At 71.2% G+C, this 16513-nt stretch carries 17 protein-coding genes; 2 read left to right on the top strand and 15 right to left on the bottom strand.

Annotation, left to right across the window (positions count from 1 at the left end):
• Positions 1 to 94 precede the first annotated feature (94 nt).
• The 9 genes from MKK68_RS05150 to MKK68_RS05110 form a co-directional block, all read right to left on the bottom strand.
• On the bottom strand, positions 95 to 754 hold the full coding sequence (locus MKK68_RS05150) for a uracil-DNA glycosylase (protein WP_244029136.1): 660 nt from the start codon (positions 752 to 754) through the stop codon (positions 95 to 97).
• A complete protein-coding gene (locus MKK68_RS05145; RefSeq protein ID WP_244029134.1) occupies positions 741 to 1499 on the bottom strand; it encodes a PIG-L deacetylase family protein in 759 nt (252 codons plus the stop codon). The genes MKK68_RS05150 and MKK68_RS05145 overlap by 14 nt, the downstream gene beginning before the upstream one ends.
• Before the next feature lie 17 nt (positions 1500 to 1516).
• Positions 1517 to 2752 carry a glycosyltransferase family 4 protein gene (locus MKK68_RS05140; RefSeq protein WP_244029132.1) on the bottom strand — a complete coding sequence of 412 codons (1236 nt, stop codon included), beginning with the start codon at positions 2750 to 2752 and terminating at the stop codon, positions 1517 to 1519.
• Positions 2749 to 3615 (bottom strand): sugar phosphate isomerase/epimerase family protein, encoded by an 867-nt coding sequence (locus MKK68_RS05135; RefSeq protein ID WP_244029130.1) that lies wholly within the window; start codon positions 3613 to 3615, stop codon positions 2749 to 2751. The genes MKK68_RS05140 and MKK68_RS05135 overlap by 4 nt, the downstream gene beginning before the upstream one ends.
• On the bottom strand, positions 3612 to 5201 hold the full coding sequence (locus tag MKK68_RS05130; protein WP_244029128.1) for a YcaO-like family protein: 1590 nt from the start codon (positions 5199 to 5201) through the stop codon (positions 3612 to 3614). The genes MKK68_RS05135 and MKK68_RS05130 overlap by 4 nt, the downstream gene beginning before the upstream one ends.
• The gene (locus tag MKK68_RS05125) at positions 5198 to 6220 is read right to left on the bottom strand and encodes a Gfo/Idh/MocA family protein (RefSeq protein WP_244029126.1); all 1023 of its coding nucleotides are present in this window, start codon (positions 6218 to 6220) and stop codon (positions 5198 to 5200) included. The genes MKK68_RS05130 and MKK68_RS05125 overlap by 4 nt, the downstream gene beginning before the upstream one ends.
• Positions 6220 to 7404: a class I SAM-dependent methyltransferase gene (locus MKK68_RS05120; protein WP_244029124.1), complete on the bottom strand. Its 1185-nt coding sequence runs from the start codon at positions 7402 to 7404 to the stop codon at positions 6220 to 6222. The genes MKK68_RS05125 and MKK68_RS05120 overlap by 1 nt, the downstream gene beginning before the upstream one ends.
• 95 nt (positions 7405 to 7499) lie before the next feature.
• Positions 7500 to 8432, bottom strand: a complete 933-nt coding sequence (locus MKK68_RS05115) for an HD domain-containing protein (protein WP_244029122.1) — start codon at positions 8430 to 8432, stop codon at positions 7500 to 7502.
• Positions 8432 to 9625 carry an inositol-3-phosphate synthase gene (locus tag MKK68_RS05110; RefSeq protein WP_147728787.1) on the bottom strand — a complete coding sequence of 398 codons (1194 nt, stop codon included), beginning with the start codon at positions 9623 to 9625 and terminating at the stop codon, positions 8432 to 8434. The genes MKK68_RS05115 and MKK68_RS05110 overlap by 1 nt, the downstream gene beginning before the upstream one ends.
• 314 nt (positions 9626 to 9939) lie before the next feature.
• Here MKK68_RS05110 and MKK68_RS05105 point away from each other — a divergent pair, with 314 nt between their 5' ends.
• Positions 9940 to 11106, top strand: coding sequence for a transglycosylase SLT domain-containing protein (locus MKK68_RS05105; protein ID WP_244029120.1), 1167 nt, complete (start codon positions 9940 to 9942; stop codon positions 11104 to 11106).
• A 4-nt stretch (positions 11107 to 11110) separates the two neighbouring features.
• On the opposite strand, the gene MKK68_RS05100 is transcribed toward MKK68_RS05105, so the two are convergent.
• From MKK68_RS05100 to MKK68_RS05080, 5 genes are all read right to left on the bottom strand, one after another.
• Positions 11111 to 11641, bottom strand: coding sequence for an ankyrin repeat domain-containing protein (locus tag MKK68_RS05100; RefSeq protein ID WP_147842496.1), 531 nt, complete (start codon positions 11639 to 11641; stop codon positions 11111 to 11113).
• Between the two features lie 69 nt (positions 11642 to 11710).
• Positions 11711 to 12436 carry a di-trans,poly-cis-decaprenylcistransferase gene (locus tag MKK68_RS05095; protein ID WP_147859727.1) on the bottom strand — a complete coding sequence of 242 codons (726 nt, stop codon included), beginning with the start codon at positions 12434 to 12436 and terminating at the stop codon, positions 11711 to 11713.
• 48 nt (positions 12437 to 12484) lie between these two features.
• A complete protein-coding gene (locus tag MKK68_RS05090) occupies positions 12485 to 12859 on the bottom strand; it encodes a transcriptional regulator (protein ID WP_147727150.1) in 375 nt (124 codons plus the stop codon).
• The gene (locus MKK68_RS05085) at positions 12846 to 13460 is read right to left on the bottom strand and encodes a hypothetical protein (RefSeq protein ID WP_244029118.1); all 615 of its coding nucleotides are present in this window, start codon (positions 13458 to 13460) and stop codon (positions 12846 to 12848) included. The genes MKK68_RS05090 and MKK68_RS05085 overlap by 14 nt, the downstream gene beginning before the upstream one ends.
• A gap of 311 nt (positions 13461 to 13771) precedes the next feature.
• Entirely contained in the window at positions 13772 to 13933 is a 162-nt protein-coding gene (locus MKK68_RS05080) for a hypothetical protein (protein WP_187274878.1), read from the bottom strand.
• Positions 13934 to 14041: 108 nt separating this feature from the next.
• On the opposite strand from MKK68_RS05080, the gene MKK68_RS05075 reads away from it, so the two are divergent.
• Positions 14042 to 14245 (top strand): hypothetical protein, encoded by a 204-nt coding sequence (locus tag MKK68_RS05075; protein WP_147727153.1) that lies wholly within the window; start codon positions 14042 to 14044, stop codon positions 14243 to 14245.
• A gap of 17 nt (positions 14246 to 14262) precedes the next feature.
• Here the strand turns inward: MKK68_RS05075 and scpA are convergent, their stop codons facing one another.
• The gene (gene scpA, locus MKK68_RS05070) at positions 14263 to 16428 is read right to left on the bottom strand and encodes a methylmalonyl-CoA mutase (RefSeq protein WP_243934943.1); all 2166 of its coding nucleotides are present in this window, start codon (positions 16426 to 16428) and stop codon (positions 14263 to 14265) included.
• Positions 16429 to 16513 lie beyond the last annotated feature (85 nt).

The raw sequence follows: 16513 nt of genomic DNA, 5'->3' as shown, positions 1-16513 counted from the left end.
CGCGGGTTCGATGCCGGATGTTTCGGGCCGTTGCCCGTTGCCCCGCATGTAGAACCATCGGCGCTCCAAGGCCAGCGACCGCACCGGCTCGTTCTCAATCGGGCACGGAAAAGCCGGTTCTCGCCGTGCCGCATGTCCGCAGGATGACGCCGGCCTCGCCCAACCCGGCGCGGATGCGCGCGGCCACGTCCGGCGCGGTGCAGACGTAGGTCGGGCTCGGATGCGGGATCGCGACCACCGGAAGACCCGGCCTCAGCACGGCGATGGTCTCACGCGCCATGCCGGCGACGCGGCCGGACAGGACGACGACGGCGAGGTCGGGCAGGAGCGCGAGCAGCGGGGCGAGGCAGGGCGCCGCGGCATGGATCTCGGAGCGGCGCGGCGCCCGGTTCAGGGCGCCCTCGGCATGGATCACGAACGGGATCGCGTTCCAGATCAGCGTGTCGGCCCGCGCGATCCCCGCCTCCGCGAGGAAGCGGAACAGGTTGGCCGCGGTGCCGGTGGGGTTGTCGCGCGAGACGAAGCCGGTGCGGACGATCGCCGGTCCCGGCGTCTCCAGCAGGAGCAGCAGGCGTGCGTGGATGCCGCCGTCGAGGGGATCCGGGTCGGGAACGGGGGCGTCGAACTCTCGGGCGATCCGGGCTGCCATCGCGCGGAGCGGCGCGACGTGGCCGGCATCGCGGATCGCCCGTCGCGCCGCCAGAACCTCCGGGTCGGCCAGGCTCTTCGGCGTGCCGGGCTCAGGCGGCCGCATCGAAACCGGGACAGCCGTCGGGCAGGATGCCCGCGACCGAGACGCGTTCGCGCCCGCCCTCGGCGCCGAGACGGTCCATCAGCGCCGCGCGTCCGCCGAACTGGAAGCCGAGCTGCGTCGCGTAGGCGGCGCAGGCCTCGGCCTTCGCCTCCTGCGCGGCCCGATCGAGGTCGACCTGGCGGACCGGCAGGCCGGCGAAGGAGGCGGCGAGCGGCGCCTTCGGCACGGTATCGCGCACGGTATAGGGGAAATCCCGCCACCACAGCACCGGCTGCCGCGACCCGGTCCTGCGGAAGGCCGCGACCACCTGCAAGTGGTCGACATGGCCGCCGATCGCCTGTGGCGCGAGGATCAGGTCCGGTGCGATGTCCTCGAGCAGCGCCCGGAAGGCGGGGACCAGGTGCTCGACGATGCCGTCGTCGGCACGGGGCTCGGCGAAGAGGTCCGGCGCCGAGCCGTAGCCGCGGTGCGGCGCCTCGCGGAACGGCAGGTGACGCACCTCGACCCCGAGGCAGCGGGCCGCCGCCTCGTCCTCGGCGCGGCGCAGGCGCATGTAGTCCACCGACGCGTCGAGCCCCTTGTCCAGCTGGCAGGCGAGCGCGAACCCGGTCGGGCCGGGGACGCTCTGCGTGAACACCGTCGCCATCACCACGCGCCAGCCCGACGCGGCCAGGGTCGCCAGCGTGCCGCCGCAGGAGAAGGCGGCATCGTCGAGGTGGGGAGACAGGGCGAGCGCGGTGGGCATCGGATCGGGGCTTGCGGCTAGAGCAGGTGCGGCTCGGCGCGGAAGCGGCAGGCCGGATCGTGCGGGAGCGTGTCCGCGAAGTCCGTCGCCGGGCCCGCGTGCACGACCTCGCCGTAGACCGCCATGATCTGACGGCCGACCGCCGTCCAGGAGTACACCCGGCGGCACTCTTCCAGGGCGGCCCCGGCGAGGCGGCGGCGCAAGGTCGCGTCGGTGACGATCCGCGTCAGCGCCTCGGCCAGCGCCGGCACGTCGCCGGGCATCGTCAGGAGGCCGTTCTCCCCGTCGCGCAGGCAGTCCGAGACGCCGACCGCGTGGCAGGACACGACCGCGAGCCCCGCGGCCATCGCCTCCAGGATCGTGTTGGAGAAGCCTTCCGCGTAGGTCGGCGACACGAAGACGTCGGCCTGTCGATAGAGGCTCGGAACGGTGTCGTAATCGGCGTAGCCGGTGAAGCGGATCTCGGCGTCCGAGAACCCGAGTTCCGCGGCCAGCGCGTGCGAGGACTCCACGTCGGGGCCGATGCCCGAGATCGTGGCGGCGAACGGCGTGCCGCGTTCGCGCAGGATCGCCAGGGCCTGGATGAAGTCGAGCACGCCTTTCCGGCGGTCGACGCGGCCGTGATAGAACAGGCGGACCGGTCCGTCATGGGGCGCCGGCAGGCCGTCGCCGCCGCGGGCGAACCGCGCGGTGTCGACGGCACCGGGCACGATGGTGAAGCGGGCCGGGTCGGAGCCGAGCCGGTCGCAGACCTCGTCGACGAAGGAGGCGCCGCCGATCAGTAGGGCGTTGGCGTGGGCCAGCACCTCGCACATCGCGACCCGGTGGGTCTCGCAGCACGACCCGACCCAGTGCCCGTCGCCGCCCTGGATCGAGACCACGTTCGGCACGCCGAGCGCCTTGGACGCCAGCAGCACCGCCCACCCGGTCGGGTATCCGTACTGCGCGTGCAGGACGTCGAAGGGCTTGCGCGCGTGCTCGTCGCGGATGGTCGCGACCATCGTGTCGATGTCGCGCTCGAAGTCGCCGCTCGTCTGCTCGCCGACCTGCTCGAGGCCGATCACCCGCACGCCCGGCACCGCGGGCGGCGGGCCGCCGCCGTAGACGCGGGTGCCGAACGCGTCGCCGCGATACTGCGAGACCATCGTCACGTCGTGGCCGGCCTGGACCAGCTCGCGCAGCAGGTTCTGCGCGTAGACGCTCATGCCGGAAATCGCCGGAAAGTAGCGCCGGCTGACGAAGCAGATCCTCATTGCCGCCGGGTCTCCTGGTCGTCCGGAAGGGGCGGCCCGTCGCGCCGGCAGCTGCGGAGGTATTCGAGCGAGGCCGGGATCATCGCGTCGGCGCGATGGCTCTCGCGCGACAGCTCCACGCAGATCAGCTTGTCGTAGCGGATGGCCTCCAGCGCCTCGAGGATGCCGGGCACGTCCATGTCGCCCTCGCCGAAGGGCAGGTGGATGTGCTCCCCGCGCTTCATGTCCTCGATCGCCACCGTGCCGATGCGTCCGGCGAATTCGTGGACCGCCGCCGCCGGGTCGCGCTCGCCGGTGACGAGGCAATGGCCGGTGTCGAGGGCAAGGCGCAGGCCTCCCACCTCGAGCGCGGCGAAGTCGTCCAGCGTCTCGATCAGCATGCCCGGCTCGGGCTCGAGGCACGGCATCACGCCCTTCTCGGCGGCGTAGGCCACGACCTCGGTCAATCCTTCGACGAGCCAGCCCCGCGCCTCGGCCGGGTCGACGCCCGGTCGCGGCACCCCGGCCCAGAACGAGACCGCCTCGGAATGCAGCATCGCGCCGATGTCGATCGCACGCTTGAGGAAGCCGACGCGGCGCGCGCGGGCCGAGGCGTCTGCGGTGACGAGCGTCGGCTCGTGCTTGGCGCGCGGATCGAGGAGGAAGCGGGCGCCGGTCTCGATCACCGAGCCGAGTTCCAGCTTCTCCAGGCGGCTCGCAACCCGACCGGCCTCCGTCGCCCAGCCCTCCGCGAAGGGGTCGAGGTGGTGGATGTCGAGCGTCAGGGCGACGCCGTCGTAGCCGGCGCCCTTGATCAGGTCGATCGCGTCGTCGAGCCGATGGTTGGCCGCACCGTTCGTGTTGTAGGCGAAGCGAAGCGTCACGCGGCCCTCCCCGTCTGCTCCAGCCGGAACGGGGCATGGTGCGATTCCGGCTCGCGGTAGAGCGGATAGTGGCTGCCGACGATCGACTCCGCCAGCGCGGTGTCGAACAGCGGCTGGCCGCCGAAGCGCTCGATCGCCTCCGGCGTCAGGCGAACCGGCAGCAGGGTCTCGCTCGGGGTGCCGAACGTGATCAGCGGGTGGTCGCGCTCGATCAGCTTGCGGGCGTTGCGCTCGCCGATGCGGTAGTAGCTCATGGTCTCGACCTCGAGCCCCGGCACGATCGCCTTGACAACGCCGACCGCGCCGCCCACCGGCGAGCAGTCGACGTAGAGGATGTCGAACCCGGCCTCGTCGAGCCGGTCGCAGGCGATCTTGCCGCGCGCGTGACCGTCGGCGGCCGGGGTCGTCGGCAGGTCGGTGAACGCCTTGGTCGCCCGCTCGGAATAGACCGTGTCCTTCAGGACGTCGCGCAGGCCCTCGGGGGGCAGCACGATCCATTCGAGCATGGCCTTCAGCGCCCGGCTCTCCTCGAGGTCGAGGCTCGGCAGCGCCTTCTCGATGAACGCGCCGACGTAGCCCGGCGGCGTCACCCGCTCGGCGAAGGCGAGCGGCCCGTGGCCGAAGGCCTTGCGCACGCGGGCGGCCTGGAACTCGAGCAGCGCCTTGCGGAGCGCACGCTCGCGATCCGGGTCGCAGGCCTCGCCGCAGGCCGAGAGCGCGATCGGCACCGGGGCGTCGGCCGGATCCTTGTCGTAGCCGACGACGTAGAGGTTGGTCAGCCCGAACTGGTCGGTGGCGAATTTCGGCAGCGCCCGGATGCCGAGCGCGTCGAGGTGGTCGAGCATCGCCCGCGTCTCGGGTCCGAGGCCCTCCGAGACGTCGAGCATCACGCCCTGGTCGAGCGCACGGAACAGGAGGCCGTTGCCGTCGCGCTGCAGCAGCTCGAGGACGCCGTGGCCGAGCGCGAACGGCACGTCAGGCCCGGCACCGAGGCCGTTGGTGATCAGGTTGGTGAAGGGCTTGTAGCCCTCCGACAGCTCGAAATAATCGGTGGCCGCGATGTCGAGCGGCATCAGCACGATCGCACCGGTCCTGGCGCGCGTCGCCGCGGTCCATTCCAGCACCGTGTCGCGCCCCACCGGGGAGCCGGCCGGCAGGCAGAGGGTCAGCGGGTCGGCGACCGAGCCGGCGCCGTAGACCTTGACGAGGTCGTGGTAGCTCGCGCGCTCCTTCTTGCGCGGCATCACCGCGAGCGACGGCATCAGGTTCTCGGCGATCTCGGCGACCGCGCCGATCAGCGCCTCGTCGTCGGTGGCGCCGTAGCCGATGCCGGACGGCATCGCGCCGACGAAGAACGGATCGTCGAGGAACAGCGAGACGAACCAGACCGGGATGCCGGTGCGGTCGAGCGGCGCCAGGGGGAACCCGACGATCCGGCCCGGCGGAAGGATGTCGAGATAGGCGCGCACCGGCTCCGGCAGGTTCTGCGGCAGCCCCTCGATTCGGCGCGGGCCGCCGAAGCTGTAGGGCCGCGGCGCCTTGATGCGCGGATCGCGGGCGCGGTCGTCCTGGTCGTTCTCGGTCACGTGTTCGGTCCGTCTGCTGGGGCGAGCGCGCCGTAGGCCCGCGCGATCAGCCGCATGGTGTGGAGGTCGCGTGCCGCCGAGTAGGCCTCCCGCTCCGCCGGACGCCGCAGCGCCGAACCGAAGGCCCGGACCTGCTCGGTGAAGGGCGACGCCTCCGCGTCGAAGGCGACGGGCTCGGAGGCGCCGGTCGCACCGTCGGTGAAGGTCACGGTGCCGCCGGCGGTCTGGCCCATCGTGTCGATCGCGGTGAGCAGGCCCTTGGTGCCGACGATCTCGAGGCGGCGGCGCGGCAGCGCGTCGGGGCAGTTGTAGGCGACGTTGAGACTCGCCAGCACCCCGCTCTCGGTCCGCCCGATCAGCAGCGCGCCGTCGTCGACCGCGTAATCCTGGGCCCGCGCCTGCGTGAGGGCCGCGATGTCCATCAGCGATTCGCCGAGGAGGTAGTCGACGAGGTCGAGGCCGTGCGGCGCCAGATCCATCAACGCGCCGCCGCCGGCCTGCGCCGGATCGATGCGCCAGTTGTCCTGGCCGGGGCAGGCCGCCCAGTCGCGCCCGAGCCAGCAGGCGTAGACGATGCGGATCGCCGTCACCGTGCCGAGACGGCCTTCGGCGATCCGGTCGCGCAGGGCGCGATGGCCGGGATGATGACGCTGGTCGAACGCCGTGCCGTAGAACGCCCCCGACCGTGCGACCGCCGCGGCCATCGCCTCGGCGTCGCCGAGGCTCGCCGCCATCGGCTTCTCGCACAGGATCGCCTTGCCCGACGCCGCCAGCGCCTCGACCGCCTGCCGGTGGAGGTGATTGGGCGTCGCGACGTACACCGCCTCGATCTCCGGGTCGGCGACCAGCCGGTCCAGGCTGTCGTAGGCGCGGGCGCCCTCGGCCTCGGCGGCGGCGCGGGAGGCCGCCCCCGGGTCGCACACCGCGACGAGGCGGTGCCCGGCGGCGCGGATGCCCGGCGCCATGTAGTCGCGGGCGACCCAGCCGTAGCCGACGATGCCCCAGCGGACGGCATCCATCACCAGCGCTCCGGGAGATCGATGAATTCCCGGCTGCGCACGCGTCCGATCTCCGCCGCCTCGATGCCGCCGGAAAAGACCAGCCTTTCGGGACCGTCCGATCGCAGCGGGTAGGTGACGTGCGGCGCGTACTCGGCCTCGTAGCGCTCCGAGGGCCACGCGATGGCATACCCGCCCGTCTCGTCGCGGCGATAGAGCGGGTTGAGGACGAGGTCGGCGCCGGCCTTCGGCAGCGTCAGCCCGTCCACGACGGAACGCGGCGCCGGCCGCATCCCCGGCCCGGCGACCACCGAGAACGCCTCGCAGTTCCGCAGCTCCGACGGCGCGCGCGGGCTCGGCGCCCGCGCCGCGACCAGGGCTCGGGTCAGCTCGGCGTCGTCGTAGACGAGGGCGTCGGGAAACAGCTCGGCGATCTCGTCAGCCGAGACGGCGCGGCCGGCCGAGAAGCCGGGGCGGTCGCTGTTGTGGATGTGGCTGAGGGCCAGCCAGCCGTCGTCGCCGGCGTTCTGGCGAAGGTTGTCGAGCAGCGTCGCCTTCTCGTCGAGGAAGTAGAAGGCATCGTTGCAGACGACGAGGTCCACCGGCGCGCCCGGGATCGGCCAATGCGCCGAGCCGGCATCGAAGCAGACGAGCTGCGCACCGGCGCCGACCACCCAGTGCCGGGCGACCCAGAGCTTGGCGAAGACCACGTCGGCGCCCGCGACCTTGCAGCCGCGCTGCTTCAGGGTGCGCAGGTAGTGGCCGATGCCGCAGGCGAACTCGAAGACGCAGACCGGATCGTTCCAGTGCGCTTCGAGCAGGGCGAGGCCGGCGAGATAGGTCGGGTCGCTCCACCGGTGCAGGAAATAATCGCCGACGCGGCCCCAGCCGAGCAGGCGGACGGCATCGCGCAGGGTCGCCGTGGCGCGACCGGCGATCAGCGCGGAGAGGTCGGCCGGCTCGGCCGGCGGGCCGGTCCACCAATCGTCCTGATCGGCGAGCAGGAGCGCGAGCGCCGCGTCGCCCTCGCCGGCGTCGAGATGCGCGAGAACGCGGGCGACGAGGTCGGCCCGGCCGACCCGGAGATAGGGGATGCCGTCGACCACCGGCCAGCGCTCGCCGGCTTCGGCATCGCGCAGGGAATGCGCGGTGTCGGACTTCAGCGCATGGCCGGTCGCGGGCGACCGCAGGTCGAAGGGAATCATCGGAACTCTGATGCCGCGGGCGCGGTCACGGCAGGGACGGCATGGCGGGAATGGCGTCGGATGTCCGGCGCAGAACGAGCGCCGCGACGTCGGTTCTACGGGATGCGCATATCCGCGAGCACGCGATAGTGGAAGCCTTTGACCGGCCCGGCATGGACCAGCTCCATCTCGTCGAGCACCGTGCCCATGGTGAGCGAGGCCGCGCGCAGGTGCTGCGCGATCTGCAGCACGCGGTCGATGCAGTCGGCCGCATGAAACGCCCGGCCTTCCGCCGTCGCGTCGTCCGGCAGCACCGCGCGAGCCCGCTCGACCGATTCCCGCAGCGGGCCGTCGAGCTCGTCGAGCGCCCATTGGGTCGTCCGCGCCATGATCGGGCCGAGATGGTCGCCGAGCAGCATCTCGCCGGTGAAGCCGGCATCGGGCATCGCGGCGTTGTGGAAGTGATGCGCCATCGCGGCGAGGAACACGGTCGCCGGATCGGCCCGGTAGAACGGGCTCAGCACGACACCGTAGACCGCGACCACGAGGCAGTGCTCGGCATGGTTCTCGGGGGGCTCGAGCAGGATGCGGGGACGCCCGGGACAGGTGACACCCGCCCGCGGCTGCTGCGCCAGGGCTGCGACGAAACCCGGCACAGTGCCCTGCTGATGCTCGGCACGATGGCGAAGCCGGTCGCGAAGCGCATCGCGCAGGTGAGGATCGAGTGCCGTCGTGACGCTGTCGAACCCCTCGACGAGGACGCCCGACACGGCCTCGTCCGGCAGGCCCGCAGCGGCCAGGAATGCGGCATCGAGATCGCACAGCCGCGTCGCGGCCAGAGCCGTCGCGGCGACGTCGAGCGCCACATCCTCGGCGGGCGTTCCGCCCGTCAGGGCACTCCAACCCTGCGCGAACAGACGCTCGGCGATGGAGCCGACGCGTCCGGCGGACCGGACGCGCTTGAGATCGTTCATCTCGACGAGCAGGTCGCGCAGCTCGGCGGGCGCCGCAGGCCCGGACACGCCGGTCGCCGGAACGCCGTCCGACATTAGCGGTCGCCGTCCAGCCAATCGAGCAGCATCTTGCCCTGCTTGCCGAAATCGTGCTCGGGACCGTGGCCGTTCTTCACCATCGGCGCCTTGAAGAAGGTCGAGAGCTGCTCCTGCACGCCGCCGTCGCCGCGCTTCTTGGCGAGGTCGAGGACGCGGGCGATCTCAATGACGAGCGGGGCTGCGAGGATCGAGTCCTTGCACAGGAAGTTGACCTTCACCTGCATGCGCTGGCCCATGAAGCCGGTGATGTCGATGTTGTCCCAGGCTTCCTTGTCGTCGCCGCGCGGGCGGTAATAGTGGATGTGGACCAGGTGATCCTCGACCGGGTAGCCGAGGATCGAGTCGAGCACCGTGCCCTTGGTGTTGATCTTCGACTGCAGCGAGGCCGGGTCATTGAGGGCGAGGCCGTCGCGGTTGCCGAGGATGTTGGTCGAGAACCAGCCGTCGACGTGAAGGGCGCGCGCCTTGAAGGCCGGTGCGAGAACCGTCTTCATCATGGTCTGGCCGGTCTTGCCGTCCTTGCCGGCCACCGGAACGTTCATCTCGGTGGCGAGCGACAGCAGCGCCGGCACGTCGGCGGCGATGCTCGGAGTGAAGTTGGCGTAGGGCACGCCGCTCTTGATCGCCGCATAGGCGTAGAGCATCGCCGGCGAGATGTGCTCGTCGCTGGTATCGAGGCCCTTCTCGAAGGCTTCGGTCGAGTTGAGCACGGCGGCGGTGAGGTCGGGCCAGCGCTCGGTAGAGGCGAGGTTCACCACCACGACCTCGTCGAGGTTGCTCTCCTGCTTGAAGCGGCGGAGGTCGGCGGCGATGATCGACACCGCCTCGCGATGGTCGGCGGCGACGATGCGGTTTGCGCCGTCGATGTTCTTGCAGAACTTCGCGCTGCCCACGGCCGGCCAGGGCTGGATGCCCTTCAGCACCTGGGCACCGTTCTCGATGTCCTGCTTGGTGAGCACGCCGTGCCCCTGCGCGGCGGAGGCGAGATCGTCACCGTTCAGATCCCATCCGGCGAAGACGAGATCCTTGTAGTCGGCCATTCCGGCGACTGCGACGCCCGCGAGAGGCAGACCGTCGAGGCGGTTCGATCCGGACTTGATCATCTCGATGCCGGCGATGGCTGTGGTGGCGACGGCGCCACCCATGCCGACGAACGCAACGCCGACGCGACGACCGGTCTGCATGCTCATGGGGAGAAAATTCCTTAAACGCTTCGGACGCAGGGACTTCGAACGGGCCGATGCGGACCGCCCTGCGTGGCCCATGCTAACTGGCTCTCGGGTGCAACGTTCCAAGCCCGAATGCGACATCTTTGTGCCAACCTAGGGCTGAATGGGACCCGAACGGCTGGTTAAGAATGCGTGAAAAGAGAGCGTTAACCGCTCCTTAAGCGTGCCACGCTTGGATCACCGAGCCGTCCCATTGTGGTCACGGCATCCGGCGATAGAGCCGCCGCTTGATCGAAGCCCGGCCGATGAACGCCGCGGCACGAAAAGGACCAGCAATGGGGGTTTTCCCGGAGCCGGCGCTCTGCGCCGACGACGTGAGCCGACTCGTGCCTATCGAGTCGAATTGTGAAGTGGACACCGTGGTTTGGCTGCCGCGGGCCGTGTGCGGGACGCCGCGGAACGAGGCCGGATTTCGCCGCCCGTCCGCCCTGCGCCGCAGGAGCGCCGCGCTGGGGCTGGCCGCCCTGCTCGCCGGGTTCGTCGTGCCGCAGGCCGCCTTCGCGCCGGCGGCCTCGGCCCACGACCGGATCGACGAGCGTCCCCGCGCCGCGATCGACCTGGCTAGCGCCGGACCTTCCCACAACCCCTCCGAGTGGAGCGGCGTTCCCGTCATCGAGCAGGAACCGGCCACCAGCGCGCTGATCGCCGGCGACCTCGCCGCCCTGCCCCAGCCGTCGCCGGAGACCGACGACACCATCCGTTTCGGCAAGGTCGGCGTGCCGCGCCGGATCGTCGACACGATCCTGAAGGCCGCCGCCGCAGCGGGCGTCGACCCGGTCTACCTGATGGCGCTGGCCGACAAGGAATCCAGCTTCGCGACCGACGTGAAGGCGCAGACCTCGTCGGCCGAGGGCCTGTTCCAGTTCGTCACCGCCACCTGGCTCGAGATGATCCGCGACTTCGGCGCCCGCTACGGCCTCGACGCCGAGGCGGCCGCCGTGAAGGGCCGCGGCGCCGCGATCACCGTCGCCGCGCCGATGCGCGACCGGGTGCTGTCGCTGCGCAAGGACCCCTACGTCGCCGCGCTGATGGCGGCGGAGCTGATCAAGCGCGACCGCGGGCGCATCGAGGCGCGCGTCGGCCGGGCGCTGACCACGTCGGAGCTGTACTTCGCGCATTTCCTCGGCACGTCGAGCGCCGGGCGATTCCTGACGATGAGCGCCGACCGCCCGGACGAGGTCGCCGAGCGCGAGTTCCGCAGCGCGGCGCGGGCCAACCGGGCGCTGTTCACGCAGAAGGCCGACAAGGCCGCCGGCAAGGCGCGGCGCCACCTCACGGTGGCCGAGGTCTACGACCGGATCGACGGTATGATCGACCGGCGCCTGTCGCGCTACGAGGGCGTCGCCGCCGTCGCGGCCGCGGTCGAGACGGCCGAGCCCGCGGCGGAGCCGCCGGCCCAGCGCGTCCAGGTCACCGAAGCGCTGCCGCCCGACGGCGAGTGATCGCTCAGGCGCCGGGTCGCTTCGCGTTCGCGAGCTGAGCCGGCGTGTTCTGCGCGCCCATCGCCTGCGCCATGTCGGCGGCCGACTGGCCGGCGGCGTCGCGGCGGTCCGGGTCGGCGCCGTGGGCGAGCAGCAGGTCGACGATCTCGGTGCGGTCGAACATCGCCGCGGTCATCAGCGCGGTGCGGCTGCCGTCGCCGGTGCCGTCAACCGCCGCACCGTGGACGAGGAGCAGCGTCGCGATCGCGACGTCGCCCTTGAAGGCGGCGCCGGCGAGCGGGGTCTGGCCGCGGTCGTTGGGAAGTTCCGGGTCGCCGCCGGCCTCCAGGATGACGCGGGCGGTCTCGGCCTGGCCGTTGTAGGCCGCCAGCATCAGCAGGCTGTCGCCCTTATCGTTGCGGATGTTGGCCGGAAGCCCCTGCCCGAACAACTCCGCCAGCTCGGCGGCATGCCCCATCCGCGCATACTGGAACAGACGACCGGCGAAAGCGACGGTCTCGTCGTCAAGGGCGGGCGGGGACGCGTCAGCGGACATGCAGCGATCTTCGAGCCAGGGGAGCGACACCGCCGATCTGGCGCCGACCCCCCGTCCTGTCCAGTCCGGTCAGGCCGCGGCCGAGACCTTCGGTGCGCTCAAGCCGCCGAAGCGGCGGTCGCGGCGGGTGAATTCGGCCATCGCGGCCGCGAGGTCGGCCTCGCCGAAATCGGGCCACATCCGCTCGGTGAAGTGGAGCTCGGCATAGGCCGCCTCCCACAGCATGAAGTCGGAGAGGCGCTGCTCACCGCCGGTGCGGATCAGCAGGTCGACGTCCACCGGCGAGCCGTGCATCGCGCCGGCGATCTCCGCTCCGAACGCCTCGCGCGAGGCGGGCTGGCCGGCGAGCCGCGCGGCGGCTGCGAGGATCGCGTCGCGGGCGGAATAGTCGACGGCGATGCGCAGGTGGAGCTTGCGCCCGGCGGCGGTCGCGGCCTCGGCCCGCTCGATCGCCTCGGGGAGCCCGGCCGGCAGCCGGTCGCGGCGGCCGACGACGCTGAGGCGGGTGCCGGTGCGGGCGAGCCGCGCCGTCTCGTTGCGCAGGTAGACGCGCAGCAGCCGCATCAGGCCGCCGACCTCGTCGGCCGGGCGCTGCCAGTTGTCGCTGGAGAAGGCGTAGAGGGTCAGCGTGCCGATCCCATGCTCGGGGCAGGCCTCGGCGGTGCGCCGGATCGCCTCGACCCCGGTGCGGTGGCCGGCGGCGCGCGGCAGCCCGCGCCGGGTCGCCCAGCGCCCGTTGCCGTCCATGATGATCGCGGCGTGAAGGCCCGGCCTGGTGTCGGTGGGGCTTTGCATCGTAGAAGGCTCCGGTCGGGGGCGGCGCGGATGGCGGGCGGTCGGCCGTCAGGCCGGGGTGGTGTTGAGGTGGCCGGATTCCGGCAGGCGGGCGGCCTTGGCGGCGTCGCGCACCACCTGTTCCAGGACGCCGAGGTACTCGAGGAAACGGGCCCGCCCCGCCGGCGTCAGCCGGCACAGGGTCTGCGGACGGTTATGAGCGTGGCCTTTCTCCAGGCTGACGAGATCGGCCTCCTGCAGCACCGCGAGGTGGCGGCTGAGGTTGCCGTCGGTGAGCCCGCACAGGCGCTTCAGGTCGGGGAACGCCAGGCCCTTCGGATGGCCGACGAGCGAGGTCAGCACGCTGAGCCGCGCCTTCTCGTGGATCACCCGATCGAGACCGTCGTAGGAGAAGCGGCCGTCGGCCCGATCAGAGATCGCCATCGCCGCCTCCGGTGCCGGACATCACGACGGCGAGCCAGCCCTGCCCGATGGCGAAGGGCAGGCCCATCAGCCAGGGCGAGAGCGCCCGGGTCTCGCCCGCGACCGCCAGCGCGGTCAGGCCGGCGAGAAGGTAGAACGCGCCCGCGCCCTGCACCGCCCGCGGCAGGATCCGCGCCGAGGCGAACAAGCCGAGGCCGACCAGCACCTGCCACAGGCCCGGCAGCATCCAGACCTGATCGGGGGCGAAGCGCGCGATCACCAGGGCGAGGCAGGCGCCCGCCCCGGCGGCGGGCAGGAACCCCTCGATCGCATTCCACACCATCGCGTCCGCCAGGCCCGAATGTAGCTGGCGCGAGCGCCGAACCGTCTCGATGCCGATGAGGCCGCCCGCTGCGCAGGCCGTCGCGATCCACAGGCCGAAGAACAGAAGCGGCCGCGCGTCCGGATCGCCGAGCCAGAGCGCCTGCCCGCACGCGGTCGCCAGGGCGAGCACCCCGGTGGCGGCCAGGGCCGCCGAGCCGAGGCCGCGGAACGCGGTGTCCCGCGCGATCTGCGAGCGGATGGCGACGATGTCGGCCAGCGCCTTGTCGAGGTCGTGCATGGGCTCTCCGGCGTCGAATCGCGCTTTGCATTGCAAAGTAACCCGAGGCCGCATACGCGGCAAGCGAATTATTGCAACCGTTGGTTTCAGTTGTGGCGAAGTTGCTGGCATTCGTGGATCAGGGGGCGGCGCGACCTTGTCATCGTCGACCGCCGTGACGGGCTGCGAGCCGCGAATGCGGCCCGCCCGCCGACCGGGCCCGTCGCGAGGGCCCGGGCATTCCGCCCGGATGTCTTCGCGCGTCTCGCGAATGCGCGAGCCAAGTGTTTTGTAGGGCGCGATTTCGTAAAACCGTGCCATCATCGCCGCGATCACCAGCGGGAGAGCATGATGGCATCCGAGAACAAGCGCGGAAATCGCGAGACGAAGAAACCGAAGAAGGTGGTTTCGAAGACGATTGCTGCGGCACCCTCGACGAAGGACATGGTCAGCGCCGCGATCAAGACCGCCGGCAAGAAGACCAAGTAGCGCAACAGTCGCTTTCGCCCGGCGCCCGGATCGCCCGGGCGATCGGCGCGCCGGGCCGCGGGAAAAGCGCCGGCGTTGTCATCCCGCTAACCGACGGCATGCCACCATTTGGCATGCTCGATCGCATCTGGACGACGGCCAAGGCGGTATTCGGGGTGGGCCTACTCGTGGTCTGCGCGCTGCTGGCTGCGCAGAAGCTCGATCGCGAGCGGGCGGAGCAGTCGGCCCAGGCCATGTTCCGCGCCGGCGGCCCCGAGGCCACCGGCTCGATCACGCCGTCGGCGCCGGCCTCGCAGACGCAGACGCCTTCGGAATAGCGCTCTTTGGGGGCGCGCTACTCGGCCGCCTGCCGGGCGGCGTAGCCGAGCCGGCCGTTCAGCTCCTCGATCAGCTTGACCGCGGCCTCCGCGATCACCGTGCCCGGCGGGAAGATCGCCGAGGCGCCGGCGGCGTAGAGCGCATCGTAGTCGCCGGGCGGGATCACGCCGCCGATCACGATCATCACGTCGCCGCGGCCCTGCTCGCTCAGCGCAGCCTTCAGCTCGGGCACCAGCGTCAGGTGGCCGGCCGCCAGCGACGACACGCCGACGATGTGGACGTCGTTCTCCACCGCCTGCCGCGCGGCCTCCGCCGGCGTCGCGAAGAGCGGCCCGATGTCGACGTCGAAGCCGAGGTCGGCGAAGGCCGAGGCGATGACCTTCTGGCCGCGGTCGTGCCCGTCCTGGCCCATCTTGGCGACGAGGATGCGCGGGCGGCGCCCGTCGTTCTCCTCGAAGGCCTCGACCAGCCCCCGCACCTGCTCGACCGCTGGCGACATGCCACCCACCTCCCGCTTGTACACGCCCGAGATCGACCGGATCTCGGCCCGGTGCCGGCCCCAGGCCTGTTCCAGCGCATCCGAGATCTCGCCCACCGTCGCCTTGGCGCGCGCCGCCTCGACGGCGAGCTCGAGCAGGTTGCCCTCCCCTTCCGCCGCCGCGGTCAGCGCGGCGAGCCGCGCATCGACGTCGGCCTGGTCGCGCTCGGAGCGCAGACGCTTGAGCTTGTCGATCTGCAGCGTGCGCACGTTGCCGTTGTCGACGCGCATCAGCTCGATCTTCATCTCGTCGTCGGGCTTGAACTTGTTGATGCCGACGATGGTCTGGCGGCCGGAATCGATCCGGGCCTGGGCCCGCGCCGCCGCCTCCTCGATCCGGAGCTTGGGGATGCCGGCCTCGATCGCCTTGGCCATGCCGCCGAGCTCCTCGACCTCGCGCAGGTGCTCCCAGGCGCGGGCGACGATGTCGGCGGTGAGCTTCTCGACGTAGTACGAGCCGCCCCACGGGTCGACGATGCGGGTGGTGCCGCTCTCCTGCTGCAGGAACAGCTGGGTGTTGCGGGCGATGCGCGCCGAGAAGTCGGTCGGTAGGGCCAGCGCCTCGTCCAGCGCGTTGGTGTGGAGCGACTGGGTGCCCCCTTGCGTCGCCGCCATCGCCTCGATGCAGGTGCGGGTGACGTTGTTGAACACGTCCTGCGCGGTCAGCGACCAGCCCGAGGTCTGCGAGTGGGTGCGCAGCGGCAGCGACTTCTCGCTCTTCGGCTCGAACTCCTTCACGAGCTTGGCCCAGATCAGGCGCGCGGCCCGCATCTTGGCGATCTCCATGAAGTAGTTCGTCGAGATCGCCCAGAAGAACGACAGCCGCGGGGCGAACTTGTCGATCGTCAGCCCGGCCGCCAGCCCCGCCTTGATGTACTCCACGCCGTCGGCCAGCGTGTAGGCGAGCTCGAGGTCGTTCGTCGCGCCCGCTTCCTGCATGTGGTAGCCGGAGATCGAGATCGAGTTGAACTTCGGCATCTTCTGCGAGGTGTAGGCGAAGATGTCCGAGATGATCCGCATCGAGCCCTTGGGCGGGTAGATGTAGGTGTTGCGGACCATGAACTCCTTGAGGATGTCGTTCTGGATCGTGCCGGCGAGCTTCTCCGGCGGCACGCCCTGCTCCTCGGCGGCGACGATGTAGAGCGCGAGGATCGGCAGCACCGCGCCGTTCATCGTCATCGACACGGTCATCTCGTCGAGCGGGATGCCGGAGAACAGCGTCCGCATGTCGTAGATCGAATCGATCGCCACGCCGGCCATGCCGACGTCGCCCGAGACGCGCGGGTGGTCGGAATCGTAGCCGCGGTGGGTCGCGAGGTCGAAGGCGACCGAGAGGCCCTTCTGCCCGGCGGCGAGGTTGCGCCGGTAGAACGCGTTCGAATCCTCGGCCGTGGAGAAGCCGGCATACTGGCGGATCGTCCAGGGCTGGGTGACGTACATCGTCGGGTACGGCCCGCGCAGGTACGGCGCGACGCCCGGATAGGTGTCGACGAATTCCAGCCCGGCCCGGTCGTCCGGCCCGTAATGGGTCTTCACCGGAATGCCCTCGGGCGTCATCCACGGCTCCCCCGACGGCGGCGGCGGCACGGCGACGGCGTCCGCGCCCCAGGCGATCTCGGCGAAGTTCGGGATGCGGGAGGTCATGGGCGGGCTCTTCGAAGGGGGCCGGACTTTTCGCCATTATAGGCGAGACCCGATCAGACGCGACAGCCCTCTTCGACAAGGCGAC

The organism is Methylobacterium sp. E-016 (genome assembly GCF_022829745.1).
Taxonomy (GTDB): domain Bacteria; phylum Pseudomonadota; class Alphaproteobacteria; order Rhizobiales; family Beijerinckiaceae; genus Methylobacterium.
Note: the sequence above shows the minus strand (reverse complement) of the source record. Positions and strands in the feature narration are given on the sequence as shown.